The following is a 15,933-nucleotide window of genomic DNA, read 5'->3' as shown; positions in this document are numbered from 1 at the left end:
GCGACGAAGATTATGCCGAATGGGATTGGCGGGATCATGCCGCCAACCGGGCCCAGCCGAGCAGATGCGGCATAATCTGGATCGCGGCATTATGCACGTTATGCCGATATCGGCATAAGGCGCATGCCACTGGCCATCCATCGCGTCTCAACCGTGACCTGTCAGGCAGCTACGGTTCCAGGAAGTATGCCTTTGAGGAGCTGGTTGCGGAAATCTCGTCTGCCTTCAGTTGCGCCTCGCTCGGCATCGTGCCGACGGTGCGGCATGCCGATTATATCGGCTCATGGCTTGAAGTCTTGCGCGAGGACAATCGTGCGATTATCCGGGCCGCGTCCCAGGCCAGCAAGGTCGCGGACTATATCCTTGGATTCCTGCCGGAAGTCACTGCCGACACGACGACCGAGAGAGCGGAGCAGGAGGTGGCGTGAGTTTCTCCCCTGTTGCCCCGAACAAGAGAGTGAGAGCGGCGGTTTTTCGCGACGGGTTTGAGGCCGAGAGAGAGAGAGAGAGAGAGAGAGAGAGAGAGAGAGAGAGAGTCTCCCGGCTGCCCGTCGTGGAGAATCGACATGACGAAGGCTGTTCAGAAGATCACGCTCTCCCCCTCGCGTGACATTCCGTTCAACAAGCTAGTGCTGAGCCAATCCAACGTTCGACATGTGAAAGCGGGCATTTTCGTCAGCATCGATTCCGAAGGGCGCCTCTCGGTCGATCGAGGTTACGTCCAGCCGGAGGATGATGTCTCGGCAGACGATCCTGAAGTCGGACAGTCCGCCGACACACAATCGGTCGAGGGGAAGGCGGCTGGTCCTTCCGTCCAACGCACGGTCATCGCCGCGGCTAGCGGCGCGACTGACGCGGAAGAAGATGATGAGGACGCGACAAAACCTCTGCCGGATCGGCTGATCACCGAGCTGACGGCGCATCGCACGCTGGCATTGCGGGATGCGCTGGCAGAAAATCCTGCGATTGCGTTCCAGGCGGTGCTGCACAACTTCGTGCTGACGGCCTTTTACCGGTTCGCATCGTGCGGGAGCTGCCTCGAGATCGGGCTCCGCACGCCGACCTTTCCGGCTCAAGCGCCTGGCTTGAGGGAAAGCGCGTCGGCGAAGGCCGTCGAGGCGCGGCATGAGTCCTGGAGAGCACGGTTGCCGAAGGGCGAGAACGATCTTTGGGACGCGCTGACGGCTCTCGATGGTGGTGCACAGGCATCGCTGTTCGCTCACTGTGCGTCGTTTGCGGTCAACGCTCTCTACGAGCCGGCCAACCGCTACAATCAGGGCCGCGTCTCCGCCCACGGCGTCCGCACCCGGCTCGACCAAGCCGATGTGCTGGCACGTGCCGTCGGCCTCGACATGGTTCAAGCGGGGTGGAAGCCCTCCGTCAACAACTATCTCGGGCGGGTCACTAAGCCTCGCATTCTGGAGGCAGTGCGGGAAGCCAGAGGCGAGTCTTCCGCGCAATTGATCGACCACCTCAAGAAAGGCCGACATGGCCAAGGAGGCCGAGCGTCTTCTCGACGGCTCGGGCTGGTCGCCGGAACCACTGCGTCTCGTCGATCCCGATGCGGCGTCAGGGCATTCCTCGGCGAGGACGAGGATCGGGACAACGCCGGCGAGGATGATCCGCAAGAGCTCGACGCAGCTGAGTGACATCTAGAACGGGATGGCTTCCGCCGTCACACAGTTGCTTGGGGACCGGTGTGTCGCGCCGGTCCCCATTCTTATGGGCGACGCTTGAGAGGGAGAGCCGGGCCGGGAAGGGTTTGAGCCGTCGGGGTCAAAGGAGAGCGCCTGATGGTTCGACCCATTCCCGCTCTCCGAAAGAACCCTGTCATGACCGAATCTCTCGCCGGCGGCGCTGCCGCCGCGCCGCTCTCGATGCGTGCCGCTGCAACTATCACCTCCGCCGCCGCCAGGGCCGCGCGACAGCTCGCGATTGATCTCGAGCGCGGCCGTCGCGTCGATGCCGCTGTCCTGCGCGGCGCCATGGAAGCTGCCTTCGGCACTTCCGACGCCACTGGCGACTGGAACTGGAAGACCGCCTATGATGTCTGCGAGGCGGCGACCGTTCTGTTCCTGCGCAAGTTTGGCCCGGCCATCCGGACCAAGGCTGGCTCGACGGCGGCGATGCTGCCGATACTCGCGAAAATCGCCGCTCTCCTGCCGACCCACACGCGGCGCTCCGAGGACAGCCAGGCCCTTCAACAATTCTCAACGCCGATCCCGCTTGGGCTTGCCGCGTGCACCGCAGCCGGCATCACGCCGTCCGACAGGGTTTTGGAGCCATCCGCGGGGACCGGCTTGCTCGCCATCTTTGCCCAGCTCGTTGAAGGCACTTTGATATTGAACGAGCTGGCCGAGACCCGCGCGGCCTTGCTCGTGAAGGTCACCCGGTTCGACGCTGCCCAGATCGACGATCATCTCGATACGGGTGTCGTGCCGAGCGTCGTCCTGATGAACCCGCCGTTTTCGGCATTGGCGAACATCGATCGGCGGATGGCGAATGCGGCGCTCCGGCACATCGCTTCTGCCTTGGCGCGTCTTTGCGACGGCGGGCGTCTCGTCGCCATCACCGGCGCGAGTTTTGCGCCGGACAATCCGGCATGGCGAGATAGCTTTGTTCGCCTCCAGCAGCGCGGCAGGGTGGTTTTTTCTGCCGCCATCGATGGCGCGGTCTATGCGAGACACGGAACGCAAACTGACACACGACTGCTCGTGATCGATAAGCTGCCTGCCGTAGATCCGAAAGTCTTTCCGGCCTCGCAGGGCATGGCGAGCGATGTTGCCACGTTGCTCGACTGGGTGATCCAGCATGTGCCCCCGAGGCTGCCTGTTGTCGCGCCGGGCATGGTCGACGTCGTCAGGCGCCCTGCGATACCACGATCCGTCGGCGCTTCTGCGCCACGTCGATCGTCTACTTCGAGCGGTGCAGCGCCGGAAAGCGCCGAACTGACGTATGAGACGCTCGAGTGGACACCTCCGGAAGGCGCTCGACTGACCGACGCGCTTTATGAGGAATACGCGCTGCAGGCGATCCGTATTCCAGGCGCGCATGCGCATCCGACCAAACTCGTGCAGTCCGCCGCCATGGCCTCGATCGCGCCCCCGAGGCCCTCTTACCGGCCGCATCTGCCGGCCAAAATCGTGGCGGACGGCATCCTGTCCGACGCCCAGCTTGAGAGCGTCATTTATGCCGGCGAGGCGCATTCCGAGTTTCTTGCGGGCTCCTGGAGGGTGGATGCGACCTTTGATCTTGTGGCGGCCGCTCGCGACGATGCAGAAAATGCCGTGCGGTTTCGCCGCGGCTCGTTCTTGGGCGACGGCACCGGCGCGGGCAAGGGTCGGCAGGTCGCGGGCATCCTGCTCGACAATTGGCTCAAGGGCCGCCGCCGTGCGGTCTGGATCAGCAAGTCCGACAAGTTGATCGAACATGCGCAGCGCGACTGGTCGGCGCTCGGCATGGAGCGGCTGCTCGTGACGCCGCTGTCACGTTTCCGGCAGGGCACACCGATCCGGCTTTCGGAAGGCGTCCTTTTCACCACCTACGCTACGCTGCGCACCGATGAGCGTGGCGAGAAACTTTCTCGCGTGCGGCAGATCGTCGATTGGTTGGGCTCCGACTTCGACGGAGTGATCGTCTTCGACGAGAGCCACGCGATGCAGAACGCGGCAGGCCAGAAGGGCGAGCGCGGCGACCTCAAGGCGATTGCTTGCAATCGTCCGGGGGCGGCCTCTCAGCAGGGGCGCGCGGGGCTGAGGCTCCAGCACGCCTTGCCGGATGCCCGCGTCGTCTACGTCTCGGCGACCGGTGCCACCACGGTCCACAATCTCGCCTACGCCCAGCGGCTGAGATTGTGGGGTGGCGTCGATTTCCCATTCGCTACCCGGGCCGAGTTCGTCGAGGCGATCGATGAGGGCGGCGTCGCGGCCATGGAGGTGCTCGCGCGCGACCTCAAGGCGCTCGGTCTCTACGCCGCCCGCTCGCTCTCTTACGAGGGCGTCGCGTACGAGCTCGTCGAGCACCAGCTCACGCCGGAGCAGGTTCGCATCTACGACGCCTACGCCGGCGCATTCAGCGTCATCCATAACAATCTCGATGCGGCGATGCGGGCTGCCAACATAACGGGCGAGACCGGCACGCTGAGCGGCCAGGCTAAATCGGCGGCGCGATCTGCCTTCGAGAGTGCCAAGCAGCGCTTTTTTGGCCAGCTCCTGACCTCAATGAAAACGCCGTCGCTGATCCGCTCGATCGAGCGTGATCTCGGCGCCGGCCATGCCGCCGTCATCCAGATCGTCTCGACGGGCGAAGCCCTGATGGAGCGCCGGCTCGCCGAGATTCCGACCGAGGAGTGGGGCGACGTCCGGGTCGATATCACCCCACGCGAGTATGTGCTCGACTATCTCACCCATTCCTTTCCGGTACAGCTTTACGAGCCGTTCACCGACCAGGAAGGCAATCTCTGCTCCCGGCCTGTCTATCGCGGCGGCCAACCAGTCGAGAGCCGGGACGCCGTCGCTCGCCGCGACCGCCTCATCGAGAAGCTCGCCTCGCTGCCGCCGGTGCCTGGGGCGCTGGACCAGGTCGTCCAGCGTTTCGGCACCGACATGGTCGCCGAGGTGACCGGCCGCTCGCGCCGCATCGTTCGCAAGGACGACCGGCTGGTGGTCGAAAACCGGGCCGCTTCGGCCAACCTCGCCGAGACCTCGGCCTTTATGGATGACGTCAAGCGGATCCTCGTGTTCTCCGACGCGGGCGGCACGGGGAGGAGCTACCACGCTGAGCTGTGGGCGCGGAATCGCCGCCTGCGGGTCCACTATTTGCTCGAGCCCGGCTGGAAGGCGGATGCCGCGATCCAGGGGCTCGGCCGCACCAACCGGACCAACCAGGCGCAGCCGCCGCTGTTTCGTCCCATCGCGACTGACGTGAAGGCCGAAAAGCGCTTCCTCAGCACCATTGCCCGCCGGCTCGACACATTGGGAGCCATTACGCGCGGTCAGCGCCAGACCGGGGGGCAGGGCTTGTTCCGCCCCGGGGACAATCTGGAAAGCCAGTACGGGCGTGATGCGTTGCGTCAGCTCTATACGCTACTCGCGCGCGGCAAGGTCGACGGCTGCTCGCTCGAGAGGTTCGAGGATGCGACCGGCCTGAAGCTCACAGATGCCAACGGGCTTAGGGATGACCTGCCGCCGATCACGACATTCCTGAACAGGTTGCTGGCGCTCACGATCGAGCTTCAGAATATCCTGTTCACCGTCTTCGAGCAGCTCTTGAGTGCTCGGATCGACGGCGCGGTCGCATCGGGCACCTATGACGTCGGGCTGGAAACGCTCCGCGCCGAGAGCTTTGTCGTCACTGACCGGCGCACGATTTACGTTCACCCCGGCACTGTTGCCGAAACCCGGCTTCTCACGATCACCCAGCGCCAGCGCAATCATCCTGTGAGCCTGGATGATGCTCTTGGTCGTCTTTCCGATCCTGGCGCCGTGCTGCTGTTCAATGAGCGCTCGGCACGAACCGCCGTGCAGGTCCCAGCTCCGAGCTTCATGCTTGATGACGGCGAGATCGAGCGGCGTGTTCGCCTGATCCGCCCCATGGAGCAGCACAGCGTCTCCTTAAGAATGATGGCGGAAAGCCACTGGGTCGAAGCTGACCGCGAACGCTTCGCCGTAAGCTGGCTGGCGGAGCTAGCCGAGATCCCAGAGTTCACGGAAAGCACAATGCACGTTGTGACCGGCTTGCTGCTGCCCATTTGGAAGCGGCTGCCGAATGAGTCGACCCGCGTCTATCGGCTGCAGACCGACGCGGGCGAGCGGATCATTGGTCGCAAGGTTTCGGCGACCTGGGTCGCGAACGTCCTTGCGGCGGACGCACCGGTGTTGACGCCGGACGTTGCCTTTGCCGCGCTCGTCGAGGGGCGAACCGTTCTTGAGCTTGCGGAGGGGCTCCAGCTTCGCCGAGTCCGGGTGATGGGCGCACACCGTATCGAGCTGTCGGGCTTCAACGACACGATGCGTGATCGCTTGCGAGCCTACGGCCTCTTTGGGGAGATCATCTCCTGGAAGCTGCGCATGTTCGTGCCGACGGACGCAAGCGGCGTCGAGATTCTGGCGAAAGTGCTCGACAGCTATCCGGTCGCGCGTATCAGTGAGCGGGAGGCCGCGTGATGTTCCGCGATGCTTCCGAGCTAGCACGCCGCCTCGCGCGCGAGGCCGAGGCGGTGTGCCGACACTATCTCTCCAATGGCAAGCGGGCGGGGCGGTACTGGGTGGTCGGCGACGTCCACAACACCGCGGGCCGCTCACTATTTGTGCGGCTACAGGACTCGCCGAAGGGGCCGGCGGGCAAGTGGACCGATGCCGCAACCGGCGAACATGGTGATCTCCTCGACATCATCCGCGAAAGTCTGGCCCTGCGCGACTTTCGTGAGGCCGCCGAGGAGGCGAGGCGCTTTCTTAAGCTTTCTCGTTCTGAGCAGCAACCCACTCTGATACCTGTTCGTTCCATAGCGCCGGTCGGATCGCAGCAAGCCGCCGGTCGGCTCTTTGCGATATCGAGTTCGATCGACGGGACGGTGGTTGAAACGTACTTGCAGCGCCGTGGAATAACCCGCATCCATCACGGTGGCAGCCTGCGCTTCCACCCACGTTGCTACTATCGGCCGGACGACCATTTGCCGACCGAGACTTGGCCGGCGATGGTCGCCCGCGTCACGGATCTCGATGGTCGGATCACCGGCGTGCACAGGACCTGGCTCGATCCGGATGGCTTTGATCGTGTTCGGCTGGGCAAAGCTCCGATCGACACGCCCCGACGGGCGATGGGTGACCTGCTCGGCAGCGCCGTTCGGTTCGGCGTGGTGGACGACGTGCTCGCTGCCGGCGAGGGTATTGAGACGATGCTTTCGCTGCGGTACGTGCTGCCGACTATGCCGATGGCGGCGGCCCTATCGGCCAATCACCTTTCGGCAATGTTGCTGCCCTCGAGCCTGCGCCGGCTCTACATCGCCCAGGACGCCGACGCCGCCGGCGATGCGGTGCAGGCTATTCTCAGCCAGCGCGCAGCAGACGCCGGCATTGAAGCGATCGCGCTGTCACCCCGGCTGGGCGACTTCAACGAAGATCTGCATGTCTTCGGTCCCGATGCCCTCCAAGCAGCCTTGCGGTTTCAACTCGTGCCAGAGGATGTGGTTCGCTTCCTGCATTCGTCAACGGTGGCCGCGGAATAGCTCCTGGTCTTCGATAGATACGCGAGGTCGGTCATAGGCGAGGCCAATCCCGGAAGAGGACGCGACCCCGGCCTTCTAGAGGGCGATCGGACGGCAAGCGGCCCGGGCCGGCAATGGCTGCGTCCGGCTATTTTCCGCCGCGCGCGAGCGATGTGAAGAGCATCATTTAGTTGGCCGCGCGCTTTGCATCGCGAAGCAAAATAGCCGGGCTCCGCCATCCTTCGCTGTCGCTACGGCCCTTTCGGGTGCTGGCCCGTTCCGCCCGCCGTCAGAGGATCGCCCACGAGGCCGCGATGGTCGCGGCCGACCGGCAAAGGACCTCTTCTCATGACCGACCATGACGACATCGAACCGGCGCATGCCTCTTCTCCGACTAGCCATGCCCTAACCGAATTACAGCTCTTCGGCTATCGCCCTTTGGACGACCAGCCCGATCCAAGACCGCTCCCGGAGGGCAAGATGATCCTCGGCGCCGTGGTCGATATCTTCGACGCCTTGGTTGCAACCCTGAACGATACGCGGCTCGAGCCGGACCTTGACGATCTGCTCTGGTCGACCGTCAACCTGTTTCATCGCGCCGTCGATCGCATCGAACGCCAGCTCGACGATAACGAGCAAGCGCAGCACAAGAGTCAGCGCGAGCAGAACGGCTCTGAAGTGCGATCGGTCGAACTCGAGCGCCTGACGGCCGAAGGCATTACGCTAATCGAGCGCCGCAATTGCCTGGAGCTCTTCCGGGACCAGGCCATCGAGCAATTTGAGATCCACACCGGCTCGGCCTGGCGTCCTCGGTCGGGATCATTGGTCAATCACGGAACCCTGACCGCAGCAATGATCGACTCCCGCGACTTCATCGCCGCCAAGCGTCGTTCAGAGACTGAGGTCTTGTTCCCCCCAGGACCGAAAATCGCACTCACTGGTGGGCTCGACTTCAACGACCATCAGCTGATCTGGGATCGTCTCGACAAGGTTCATGTCAAGCATCCCGACATGGTCCTGCTCCATGGCGGGTCGCCGAAAGGCGCCGAACTGATCGCCTCGAAATGGGCGGCCAATCGCAAGGTGCCTCAGATCGCCTTCAAGCCCGATTGGGCGAAGCATGCCAGGGCAGCGCCCTTCAAGCGCAACGATGCACTGCTCGAGCTTCTGCCGATCGGCGTCATGCATTTCCCGGGCACGGGAATTCAGGACAATCTCGCCGACAAGGCGAAACGGCTCGGCATTCCGGTCTGCAAGTTCGGCGGCGCATGAGCGCCGTCGCCTCGAAGACGCCAAGGTGGAGTTGCACGCCGCAACTCCGCCTCGTTTCGTTTTTACATCCAAAACTGCGCTGTGGTGGTGGTGGAAGGCGCGATTGATAAATCCATGCACATGGAGCCACCACCATGCTCGCTATTGGGCTTGCTCTCAACACACTCGGTATCGGTTTGTTTTGCTGGGCGATCTTTGCGCTCGCGATGTACGCTTTGCCGTTTTTCGTCGCACTCAGTGTCGGGATACTGGCATTTCGTCATGGCGCGGGCGTCTTCGGCGCACTGCTTATCGGAATTGCTTCTGGCACCCTGACGCTTGCCGCGGGTCAAGTCGCCGTTGCCGCTAGTCGGTCCTTGATCTTCCGCATCGTGATCGGAGCCGCATTCGCCGTCCCTGCGGCAATCGTTGGCTATCATGTGGTGTTTGCGCTGTCGCAAATCGGGGTGCCTTCGCTGGCTTGGCGTGAGGCCTTCGCCTGCGGAGGTGCGGTTTGCATCGGCGGCACAGCGTGGACGCGCTTGACCGTGTTTGCGGAGCTCCGCCCGTTGAAGCCGGTTGGGGTGGTGGAGGACATGGCTCGACCGGTTCTCACAGCCGCCACGCACGAGCGGTGACGCTTCGTCGCCATCATCGGTCGAGCAGAGCCGCAGAGGGCGCCACGTTGAACGAGGGGTCATCGAGCTTGAGCCAAAAGTAACAGCGCTTCTCCTCGGAGCGCTTAAGCGAGCGTTACCATCTCTGCTTGGCCCACATAGCTGCGGTGGAGCGGCGCCCTGCGTTCGACCGTTCGTTCCGGGACGATACCGCCCTTTGCGGCAGATTGTTTCTCCTTCTACGCCGAACCGTACCAACCTCTTGTGCAGCTCAACCGATATTCGCCAAGTCTTCTCCTTAGGATTGCGGTTCAGCACGCGGACGCACGTGGCCTCTTTGATGGCTTGATCTGGCCGAAGATCGGCTGCGCCTCGATCGTCTGAGCCGCAACGCCGTTGCTGCGACTTTCTTCCCCTGGGCTTACGCCCATTCCTCGCGGGACAAGAAAGTCGCCACAACGACGTCCTCCGCTGCGCTTCGGCCCGCGAGCGGGTGCGTCGTCGATCGTCTTCGGCCCTAGATCGCCATCGAGGCCGCGGTGGTCGCGGGCTCGAAACACAACAGGAGAAATGACATGGCTAACATCGGTTCTTTCAAGAAGATCGGCAACGATTTCCAGGGCGAGATCGTCACGCTGAGCCTGCAAGCCAAGGGCGTCCGAATCGTCGCAGAGACCAACCGCTCCAACGACAACGCGCCGAGCCACCGCATCTATGTGGGCCGGGCCGAGATCGGGGCCGCCTGGTCGAAGCGCTCCGAGGAGGGCCGCGACTACCTCTCGCTCAAGCTCGACGACCCCTCCTTCAACGCACCGATCTACGCGAACCTGTTCGACGATGAAGGTGGCGAAGGGTACACCCTCCTCTGGTCGCGGCCGCGCAAGAACGGAGATTGAGGCTCATCATCGCCCCGCCCGACAGCCTCGGGCGGGGTTCACTCTTAGAAAAGCCGATTGACCAAGGTTGCAGCTGCATCGGCTTGGTCGAGTTGATTTTCACTTGTTTAAGACGCGCCCTTCCGTGGCGCTTGTCCGCATGGGCTGAACTCGCCCAATGCTATTGTTTATTGGAACGTAGACGCGCTGACCTGCGGCCTTTAGGCAAGGTCTTGGGTATCGCCGCTCCCATGGCGGGCTGAATAAAAAATTCAGATAAATGAACACCCAGCGTCTCGGCGAGCCGGTCGAGAAGATCAATTGTCGGATTCTCAGATTGCCGCTCAAGGCCGCTCATGTATGAGCGGTCAATCCCGGCGTCGTAGGCCAGTTGCTCTTGCGGAATGCCGCGATCCACGCGGATCCGGCGCACATTCCATGCCACGAGCGCACGAGCTTTCATGCGCCCAAACAGCCATTAGGCAGACCATCAAACCACTGGCTATAACCGAACGATTCCGCTAAGTTTCGCCTACAATGCAGATCAGCGAAGTGCGCGCGTAGGCCTACATGACGAAGCCACCGTTAGATCCGATGTCGCGGATGTCGCGCCGGATCAGCCGGTGCTGACGACCTATGACGAGCAGCATCTGGTGACGTATTGGCGACTTCTTGACGCCGAAGCCGATGGCGCTGAATGGAAAGAGGTGACCCGGATCGCGTCGCATATCGACCCGGATCGCGAGCCGGCTCGCGCCCGCAATGCGTTTGATAGTCATCTGGCGGGCGCAAAATGGATGGCAGACCGTGGCTACCGTGACTTGCTTCGCGGCAGGCGCCGCTAAACAGGAAAATCTGTCATAATGAGTTCCGCCTTGAGAACAGATTTCTCCGCTGACGCGTGATCCCTGCGTGCATCAGGCGATGCACAATTGGTGACTTCCCCAACAATCCTAAGCTTCATAGACATTGCGCCGCAATCGATCTACGGCAGGGAATCATAGCAATGTCTGAGTTCGACTGGCGCTCACCGGAGGCGTATCAACTCGGGCGAGATGGCGGATTTCGCTTGGGAATCACTGCGGCGCAGCCCCAACTATCGAACTTTCTATCGCGAAAATCGATCGCAGATGACTTCCGAATTCCGGAGGAGATGGGGCGTCTGCTTTCGCACATGACCCGCAGGGGTCCTTTTACCAACAGACAATCTTCTGGGCACCTGAGGCGTTGCCGACGGTGGTGCCGGTCGTTCAGAGCGCGTCCGGCTCAAAAGCGGTCGGCGCAGGGCTGCCGCTTGCCGACCTTTCATCGGGCGCCATCAGACAGGCATCCGACGGCTGGCATGCCGTATTGCGCATTCAAGGGGCACAACATCATCTCTGGCTAAAAGAGGCGCCGCAGTTTGGTGTCTGTTATGCGGCTGAACTGCCGCTCGATGCGGACTTTGAGATCCGCACCCACGCCTCACATCGGCTGTGGCGCGCAATCAACGGCCGCCCGCCAGGACCTCCGCTTCATCAGCTTTCGGCGCAGCGGCGCGAACGACTCGTGTTGGTGCTGCGAGCGCTTGATGGGCGCGTGGATGGTGCGTCATATCGCGTCATCGCGGAGGTGCTGTTCGGCCGAAAACGCATCCCTGAGCGCGCTTGGAAAACCCACGAATTGCGCAGCCGGACCATCCGCCTGGTGCAGGCTGGCTTGGCTCTAATGCACGGCGGCTATCGCGCATTGCTACGTCCCTCATCTCGCAAGGAGTAGAGCAGGGGTGCCGAAAATCATCGTTCGATCTTCGGCATCCCCCAAAGCACTCCTACTGCGCCATCGTGACCGTCGACGCGCGGCCCGACCCGGCCGCGCTCGAGACGACCACGGAGCCTTGCAAATGCCCGATCCGAACGCCGGCCTGCCGCCGCGATACCTGCGCACGCCCGAAGCGGCGCGCTTTCTCGGACTCTCCGGCCGAACCCTGGAAAAGCACCGCACCTATGGGACAGGCCCGATCTACCGCAAGCTCGGCGGTCGCGTTGTGTATGCGCTTGAGGACCTGAAGGCGTGGGTTGATCGCGGCGCCAAAACGTCCACCAGCGATCCCGGCACAGGCACGGTCCTGCCCGCGAAACGGCACACACCCGTTCCGTATGCGGGCAAGGAGCGGCGCTGACCCATGCCGGACAGCAACTCCACTGCAAGCCGGAGGCGGCGATCAGAGCGCGATCAACTCGATCTGTTTCGTGCGCTCCCGGGCGATCTGGCGCCACGGGACGCGCAAGACCTGATGGCGTATCCGTTCTTTTCGCTGGCAAAATCGAAGCGCAATGTTCCCATCGATTTCCGCGCAGGCACCATCACCATTCGTGTTGAAGCCGCGCCGGAACATGGCATGGCGACGATCTGGGACGCGGACGTTCTGATCTGGGCTGCCTCGCAGATTGTCGAAGACCGTAATGCCGGCCTGAAAACGTCCCGGCTGATGGCCACGACCCTTTACGAGATCCTGACCTTCGTCGGGCGCGGCACCAGCGTGCGCGACTATGACCGCCTGAAGGCTGCGCTCGACCGGCTGCAATCGACGACTGTGATGACATCGATGCGGCAGCCGAGCGAACGCCGGCGGCATCGCTTCTCCTGGATCAACGAATGGAAAGAGACAGCCGATCTGCACGGGCATCCCCGTGGAATCGAGCTGATCCTGCCCGATTGGTTCTACACGGGCGTTCTCGATGAAGCGCTCGTGCTGACGATTGACCGCGCCTATTTCGATCTGACCGGTGGATTGGAGCGCTGGCTCTATCGCCTCGTCCGCAAGCACGGCGGCCGTCAGAATGGCGGTTGGAGCTTTGATCTCGTGCACTTGCATGCGAAGTCCGGGAGCCTGTCGCCGCTTAAACACTTTGCCTACGACCTGCGTCAGATCGTCCGTCGTCAGACATTGCCGAGCTATCGGCTCATCATCACGCATGATCCGAATGGCGAAGAGCGATTGAATTTCGCAGCAGTCCCAATCGGCCCGTTGAGCAAGCGACTGCGCAAGCGTGGCCTCGTCCTTCCTGCTGGGGATAAGCTGTGAATTCGCTCGTGCTATCAGGGACTGGAAGCCTCGTGCCTTCGGGGACGGCATCCACGTGTTATCGAGGACCGAAATCACACCTAAAGCACTGCGACGCCAATCTTTCCAGCTCTCTTAACTTTACTAACGTACTGACACTAACTTGTTGTTGTAAATCGGTGCGTTGTGAACAAGTCGGTCGCGCGTGCAACAAGGATGCCTCATGCGCCTACTCTGTCACGCGCAAAACCTTCCTGCAATGCGAATCTGTTCTCCAATATGCGCATGCAAGCGCGATCGCGCGCAAAAATACGCGATCACCAGTATCGGCATCATCGCATCACGCTCGTCGCTTTTCTTTGCGGCAGCTCGCTCGTCGAGGAGAACTCGCTAACGTTCATGGTTGGCACGACCGCCACCACATGCCGGAACCTGGAGAATGGGCGGTCAGGCTAACCCGCGTCGTGCATGATGGCCTCACAGCTCAGCATGAGGCCGCCGACAACAAAAGTTGCGATCTCACCCAAATCCCCGTCCCCTCGAGAGACGCCGCTCCGCCGTGGCGGAACGAGAAGGCGCGCGTGGAAGCGGTCGGATCGCGGCGGCCCTCAAGCTGCCGCAGCGACCCGGCCGCGCTTGCCGCCGGCGCCAAACCGGAACGTGGTGCCATCGATCCAGATCTTGTGCAGCAGCACGGCAAGCGCGCGCGCCACCGCGGTCGCCGCGCGCTTCAGGCCCTTCTTCCTGGCCAGCCGCAGGCCCCAGAGCCGCAGCTTGAAGTGCTTCGGAATGCGCGTCAGGATCGCGATCGCCGCCTCGTACAGCATCGCCCGCGTCAGCTCGTCGCCGCATTTGGAGATGCTGCCGATCCGATCGGTCTGGCCGGATTGATCGCGCCGCGGCGTCAAGCCGAAATGGGCGCCGACATTGGTCGACTTCCTGAATTGCGCCGGATCATCGACCGTGGCGCGGAATGTCAACGCCACCAGCGCGCCGACACCGGGCACGGTCATCATCCGTCGCACCGCGCTGTCGCTGCGCGCCGCCGCCAGCGCCAGGCGGTGCAGTTTTGTGAGCTGCAGCCGCATGGCGTTGCGGGCGTCCAGCAGCGGCGCGACAATCGATTCCAATTCCTTCTTCGCGGCCAAGAGACCGCGCACCGCTGCGTCAAAACGGCCGACCGAGATCTCGCCGGCCTTGAGGCCGAACGGGCGCAACAGGCCGTGGATCATATTCTCCATGTCCGGCACCTCGCCGAGCGTCGCCTTGCGCCCGACCTGCAACGCCCGCTGCGTTTGCGCGCTTTCCTATTCGACCGCACGGGAACAACCGGTCCGCACCATCTGCGCAATGCCCTTGGCGTCATTGCGGTCGGTCTTGTTCAGCATCGCGTTTGGCGCCGGCTTGGCGCGCCCAGTCTCGATGCAGGTCACGGGCAGGCCTTTTTCGCTCAAAGCCGTGAACAGCCACGCAGACTAGGGGAACCCGTCCAGCTCGAGATGCTTCCGCCGGACTCTCCACTCCGCGAGACTCAGCCCGGTCGCGTCGGGATCGGTCTCGAGTGTCGCTTCCTGGACGAGGTTGCCGTCGCCGTCCACCACGTAAAACATTCATCGTCTGCAGCGACACCTCGATCCCCGCATAAAATGCCGTCGTTCGTCTCTACCATTCTCCGCCGGAACGCGCCGGCCGTTCCGTTCCCCGACTGTCGCGAAGCATCATCTCCACAATCCGGCCGGCGAGGGGACACAAGTCTCGGCAACCTGCAACGCTTTCGCCTCTTCCAACGAAATTGGAGCCTCGCCGATATGGTCCTTTGCAGCAGGATTGCTGCAAGCGTTCGGCGACCACGATTCCATCGAAGCGTCATTACAGCAGTTCTGCCGACGCCAAGGCTCTTCGTGCGATGCGCCAGCGAAGCGCATCGTTGGCACGTCAAAAATTCCTCTCAACAATATGGAGCAGTCAGGTGAGCGACGTCACAACTGTTGAGCTTTTTTGGCTCGAGAAGCGCATCGAAAATCGAATCCGATTTGGCAAACCTGCATCAGAGAGGATCGTTGACCATCACCGGCGCATTCTCTCGTTTGTGCCCGGTAGCATCTTCGCGCTCGTGCGCTGGACGTCCAACGACTTCGGAACCATCCTGTCTCGGATCGACATTTTGCGCGCAGTCGCGCCAGGGCAGCGATACTCAACTGTGCCTTGGGTCAGCCCCGGCGGCGAAAGCCTGCTGCGATTGTCTGGGTGGCCAAAGGTCGAGCGCGTTCTCCAGTTGATCGACGCCGTGGAGTCAGTTGGCATCGATCCTGCCGATGCAGCCCCTGACTATTGGCATCACGCCCACAACCGTCTTTCCGTCAACGAAACGCCACGACCTTATACGCGTGCGCGCCACCAGGCGTGGCTCCGCCGCTGCAGGATAGTATTCTGATGGGACGGCTAAGGATCATTCTTGCGATGTGTGGGGCCACAACGCTCGCGCTTTGGCCGGTCAACGACACCTCGCTATCGTACATCTGGAACGCTTCTGAAAGTGTGCCGATCGGCCTCTACCGTTTGCAAGAGACCGCTCGCTTGCACATCACTGAGCTCGTGGCCGTTCGGGCACCAGAGCCGCTTGCGAGCTTCCTCGACTTCAACGGCTATTTGCCGAGCGGTCTTCCGATGCTCAAGCGCGTGCTGGCGTTGCCCGGGCAAACCGTCTGCAGAACGGGACTCACAATCGTCGTCGACAGCATCGAAATGGGCCAGGGCCGCGAGCGCGACCGCCGTGGCAGGCCATTGCCGGCCTGGCAGGGTTGCCGGGTCCTCGCCGAAGACGAGGTCTTTCTCATGAACTGGCAGTCGGCCGAGTCCTTTGACGGCAGATATTTCGGACCACTCCCGAGATCGGCCGTCATAGGGCAAGCGGTACCGGTGTGGACCAGGGAGGACTGA

The 15,933-nt window shown here is 62.5% G+C and carries 16 protein-coding genes and 2 pseudogenes; 14 read left to right on the top strand and 4 right to left on the bottom strand.

What is annotated here, in order from left to right; all coding sequences use genetic code 11:
- The 7 genes and pseudogenes from ABIB90_RS39120 to ABIB90_RS39090 form a co-directional block, all read left to right on the top strand.
- Window positions 1-428 (top strand): zincin-like metallopeptidase domain-containing protein (locus ABIB90_RS39120; protein WP_354202708.1); only part of this gene is annotated, 428 nt, incomplete at its 5' end.
- Between the two features lie 231 nt (window positions 429-659).
- Window positions 660-1,649 (top strand): annotated as a pseudogene (locus ABIB90_RS39115) (DNA-binding protein); the annotation flags it as partial.
- 183 nt (window positions 1,650-1,832) lie between these two features.
- On the top strand, window positions 1,833-6,164 hold the full coding sequence (locus ABIB90_RS39110) for a strawberry notch-like NTP hydrolase domain-containing protein (RefSeq protein ID WP_354202707.1): 4,332 nt from the start codon (window positions 1,833-1,835) through the stop codon (window positions 6,162-6,164).
- A complete protein-coding gene (locus ABIB90_RS39105; protein ID WP_354101610.1) occupies window positions 6,164-7,225 on the top strand; it encodes a DUF7146 domain-containing protein in 1,062 nt (353 codons plus the stop codon). Before ABIB90_RS39110 ends, ABIB90_RS39105 begins: the two co-directional genes overlap by 1 nt.
- Before the next feature lie 327 nt (window positions 7,226-7,552).
- Window positions 7,553-8,476 (top strand): DUF2493 domain-containing protein, encoded by a 924-nt coding sequence (locus tag ABIB90_RS39100; RefSeq protein WP_354202706.1) that lies wholly within the window; start codon window positions 7,553-7,555, stop codon window positions 8,474-8,476.
- A 134-nt stretch (window positions 8,477-8,610) separates the two neighbouring features.
- A complete protein-coding gene (locus ABIB90_RS39095) occupies window positions 8,611-9,093 on the top strand; it encodes a hypothetical protein (protein ID WP_354101612.1) in 483 nt (160 codons plus the stop codon).
- A gap of 554 nt (window positions 9,094-9,647) precedes the next feature.
- Window positions 9,648-9,968: a DUF736 domain-containing protein gene (locus tag ABIB90_RS39090; protein ID WP_279668996.1), complete on the top strand. Its 321-nt coding sequence runs from the start codon at window positions 9,648-9,650 to the stop codon at window positions 9,966-9,968.
- A gap of 160 nt (window positions 9,969-10,128) precedes the next feature.
- On the opposite strand, the gene ABIB90_RS39085 is transcribed toward ABIB90_RS39090, so the two are convergent.
- Window positions 10,129-10,410 carry a helix-turn-helix domain-containing protein gene (locus ABIB90_RS39085; protein WP_279668995.1) on the bottom strand — a complete coding sequence of 94 codons (282 nt, stop codon included), beginning with the start codon at window positions 10,408-10,410 and terminating at the stop codon, window positions 10,129-10,131.
- 107 nt (window positions 10,411-10,517) lie between these two features.
- Here ABIB90_RS39085 and ABIB90_RS39080 point away from each other — a divergent pair.
- The 5 genes and pseudogenes from ABIB90_RS39080 to ABIB90_RS39060 all read left to right on the top strand — a co-directional run bounded on the left by ABIB90_RS39080 (window position 10,518) and on the right by ABIB90_RS39060 (window position 13,014).
- Window positions 10,518-10,792: pseudogene (locus tag ABIB90_RS39080) on the top strand (DNA -binding domain-containing protein).
- A gap of 210 nt (window positions 10,793-11,002) precedes the next feature.
- Window positions 11,003-11,125 carry a transcriptional regulator domain-containing protein gene (locus ABIB90_RS39075; RefSeq protein ID WP_354202705.1) on the top strand — a complete coding sequence of 41 codons (123 nt, stop codon included), beginning with the start codon at window positions 11,003-11,005 and terminating at the stop codon, window positions 11,123-11,125.
- A 49-nt stretch (window positions 11,126-11,174) separates the two neighbouring features.
- Window positions 11,175-11,705: a DUF2285 domain-containing protein gene (locus ABIB90_RS39070; protein ID WP_354202704.1), complete on the top strand. Its 531-nt coding sequence runs from the start codon at window positions 11,175-11,177 to the stop codon at window positions 11,703-11,705.
- Window positions 11,706-11,829: 124 nt separating this feature from the next.
- Window positions 11,830-12,108, top strand: a complete 279-nt coding sequence (locus ABIB90_RS39065) for a helix-turn-helix transcriptional regulator (protein WP_354202703.1) — start codon at window positions 11,830-11,832, stop codon at window positions 12,106-12,108.
- 3 nt (window positions 12,109-12,111) lie between these two features.
- Window positions 12,112-13,014 (top strand): replication initiator protein A, encoded by a 903-nt coding sequence (locus ABIB90_RS39060; protein ID WP_354202702.1) that lies wholly within the window; start codon window positions 12,112-12,114, stop codon window positions 13,012-13,014.
- Between the two features lie 587 nt (window positions 13,015-13,601).
- Here the strand turns inward: ABIB90_RS39060 and ABIB90_RS39055 are convergent.
- The 3 genes from ABIB90_RS39055 to ABIB90_RS39045 are packed head-to-tail and all read right to left on the bottom strand — an operon-like array spanning window position 13,602 to window position 14,603.
- Window positions 13,602-14,276, bottom strand: a complete 675-nt coding sequence (locus ABIB90_RS39055) for a transposase (protein WP_354202701.1) — start codon at window positions 14,274-14,276, stop codon at window positions 13,602-13,604.
- A 24-nt stretch (window positions 14,277-14,300) separates the two neighbouring features.
- Window positions 14,301-14,447 carry a hypothetical protein gene (locus ABIB90_RS39050; RefSeq protein ID WP_354202700.1) on the bottom strand — a complete coding sequence of 49 codons (147 nt, stop codon included), beginning with the start codon at window positions 14,445-14,447 and terminating at the stop codon, window positions 14,301-14,303.
- 21 nt (window positions 14,448-14,468) lie between these two features.
- Entirely contained in the window at window positions 14,469-14,603 is a 135-nt protein-coding gene (locus ABIB90_RS39045) for a hypothetical protein (protein WP_279668990.1), read from the bottom strand.
- 359 nt (window positions 14,604-14,962) lie between these two features.
- Between ABIB90_RS39045 and ABIB90_RS39040 the strand changes: the two genes are divergently transcribed.
- Window positions 14,963-15,427 carry a DUF2840 domain-containing protein gene (locus ABIB90_RS39040; protein ID WP_354202699.1) on the top strand — a complete coding sequence of 155 codons (465 nt, stop codon included), beginning with the start codon at window positions 14,963-14,965 and terminating at the stop codon, window positions 15,425-15,427.
- Window positions 15,427-15,933 carry a S26 family signal peptidase gene (locus ABIB90_RS39035; protein ID WP_354101630.1) on the top strand — a complete coding sequence of 169 codons (507 nt, stop codon included), beginning with the start codon at window positions 15,427-15,429 and terminating at the stop codon, window positions 15,931-15,933. Before ABIB90_RS39040 ends, ABIB90_RS39035 begins: the two co-directional genes overlap by 1 nt.

This window comes from Bradyrhizobium sp. JR4.1 (genome assembly GCF_040548605.1).
Classification (GTDB): domain Bacteria; phylum Pseudomonadota; class Alphaproteobacteria; order Rhizobiales; family Xanthobacteraceae; genus Bradyrhizobium; species Bradyrhizobium canariense.
The sequence above is the reverse complement of the archived record's forward strand: the minus strand, read 5'-3'. Positions and strand labels throughout refer to the sequence as shown.

What these genes read in the sequence shown, in the direction of transcription:
- ABIB90_RS39100 (WP_354202706.1), top strand. Translation starts at nt 7,553, where the DNA reads ATGACCGACCATGACGACATCGAACCGGCGCATGCCTCTTCTCCGACT.
- ABIB90_RS39065 (WP_354202703.1), top strand. Translation starts at nt 11,830, where the DNA reads ATGCCCGATCCGAACGCCGGCCTGCCGCCGCGATACCTGCGCACGCCC.
- ABIB90_RS39045 (WP_279668990.1), bottom strand. Translation starts at nt 14,603, where the DNA reads ATGTTTTACGTGGTGGACGGCGACGGCAACCTCGTCCAGGAAGCGACA.
- ABIB90_RS39060 (WP_354202702.1), top strand. Translation starts at nt 12,112, where the DNA reads ATGCCGGACAGCAACTCCACTGCAAGCCGGAGGCGGCGATCAGAGCGC.
- ABIB90_RS39105 (WP_354101610.1), top strand. Translation starts at nt 6,164, where the DNA reads ATGTTCCGCGATGCTTCCGAGCTAGCACGCCGCCTCGCGCGCGAGGCC.
- ABIB90_RS39075 (WP_354202705.1), top strand. Translation starts at nt 11,003, where the DNA reads ATGGCGGATTTCGCTTGGGAATCACTGCGGCGCAGCCCCAACTATCGA.
- ABIB90_RS39110 (WP_354202707.1), top strand. Translation starts at nt 1,833, where the DNA reads ATGACCGAATCTCTCGCCGGCGGCGCTGCCGCCGCGCCGCTCTCGATG.
- ABIB90_RS39085 (WP_279668995.1), bottom strand. Translation starts at nt 10,410, where the DNA reads ATGAAAGCTCGTGCGCTCGTGGCATGGAATGTGCGCCGGATCCGCGTG.
- ABIB90_RS39095 (WP_354101612.1), top strand. Translation starts at nt 8,611, where the DNA reads ATGCTCGCTATTGGGCTTGCTCTCAACACACTCGGTATCGGTTTGTTT.
- ABIB90_RS39035 (WP_354101630.1), top strand. Translation starts at nt 15,427, where the DNA reads ATGGGACGGCTAAGGATCATTCTTGCGATGTGTGGGGCCACAACGCTC.
- ABIB90_RS39090 (WP_279668996.1), top strand. Translation starts at nt 9,648, where the DNA reads ATGGCTAACATCGGTTCTTTCAAGAAGATCGGCAACGATTTCCAGGGC.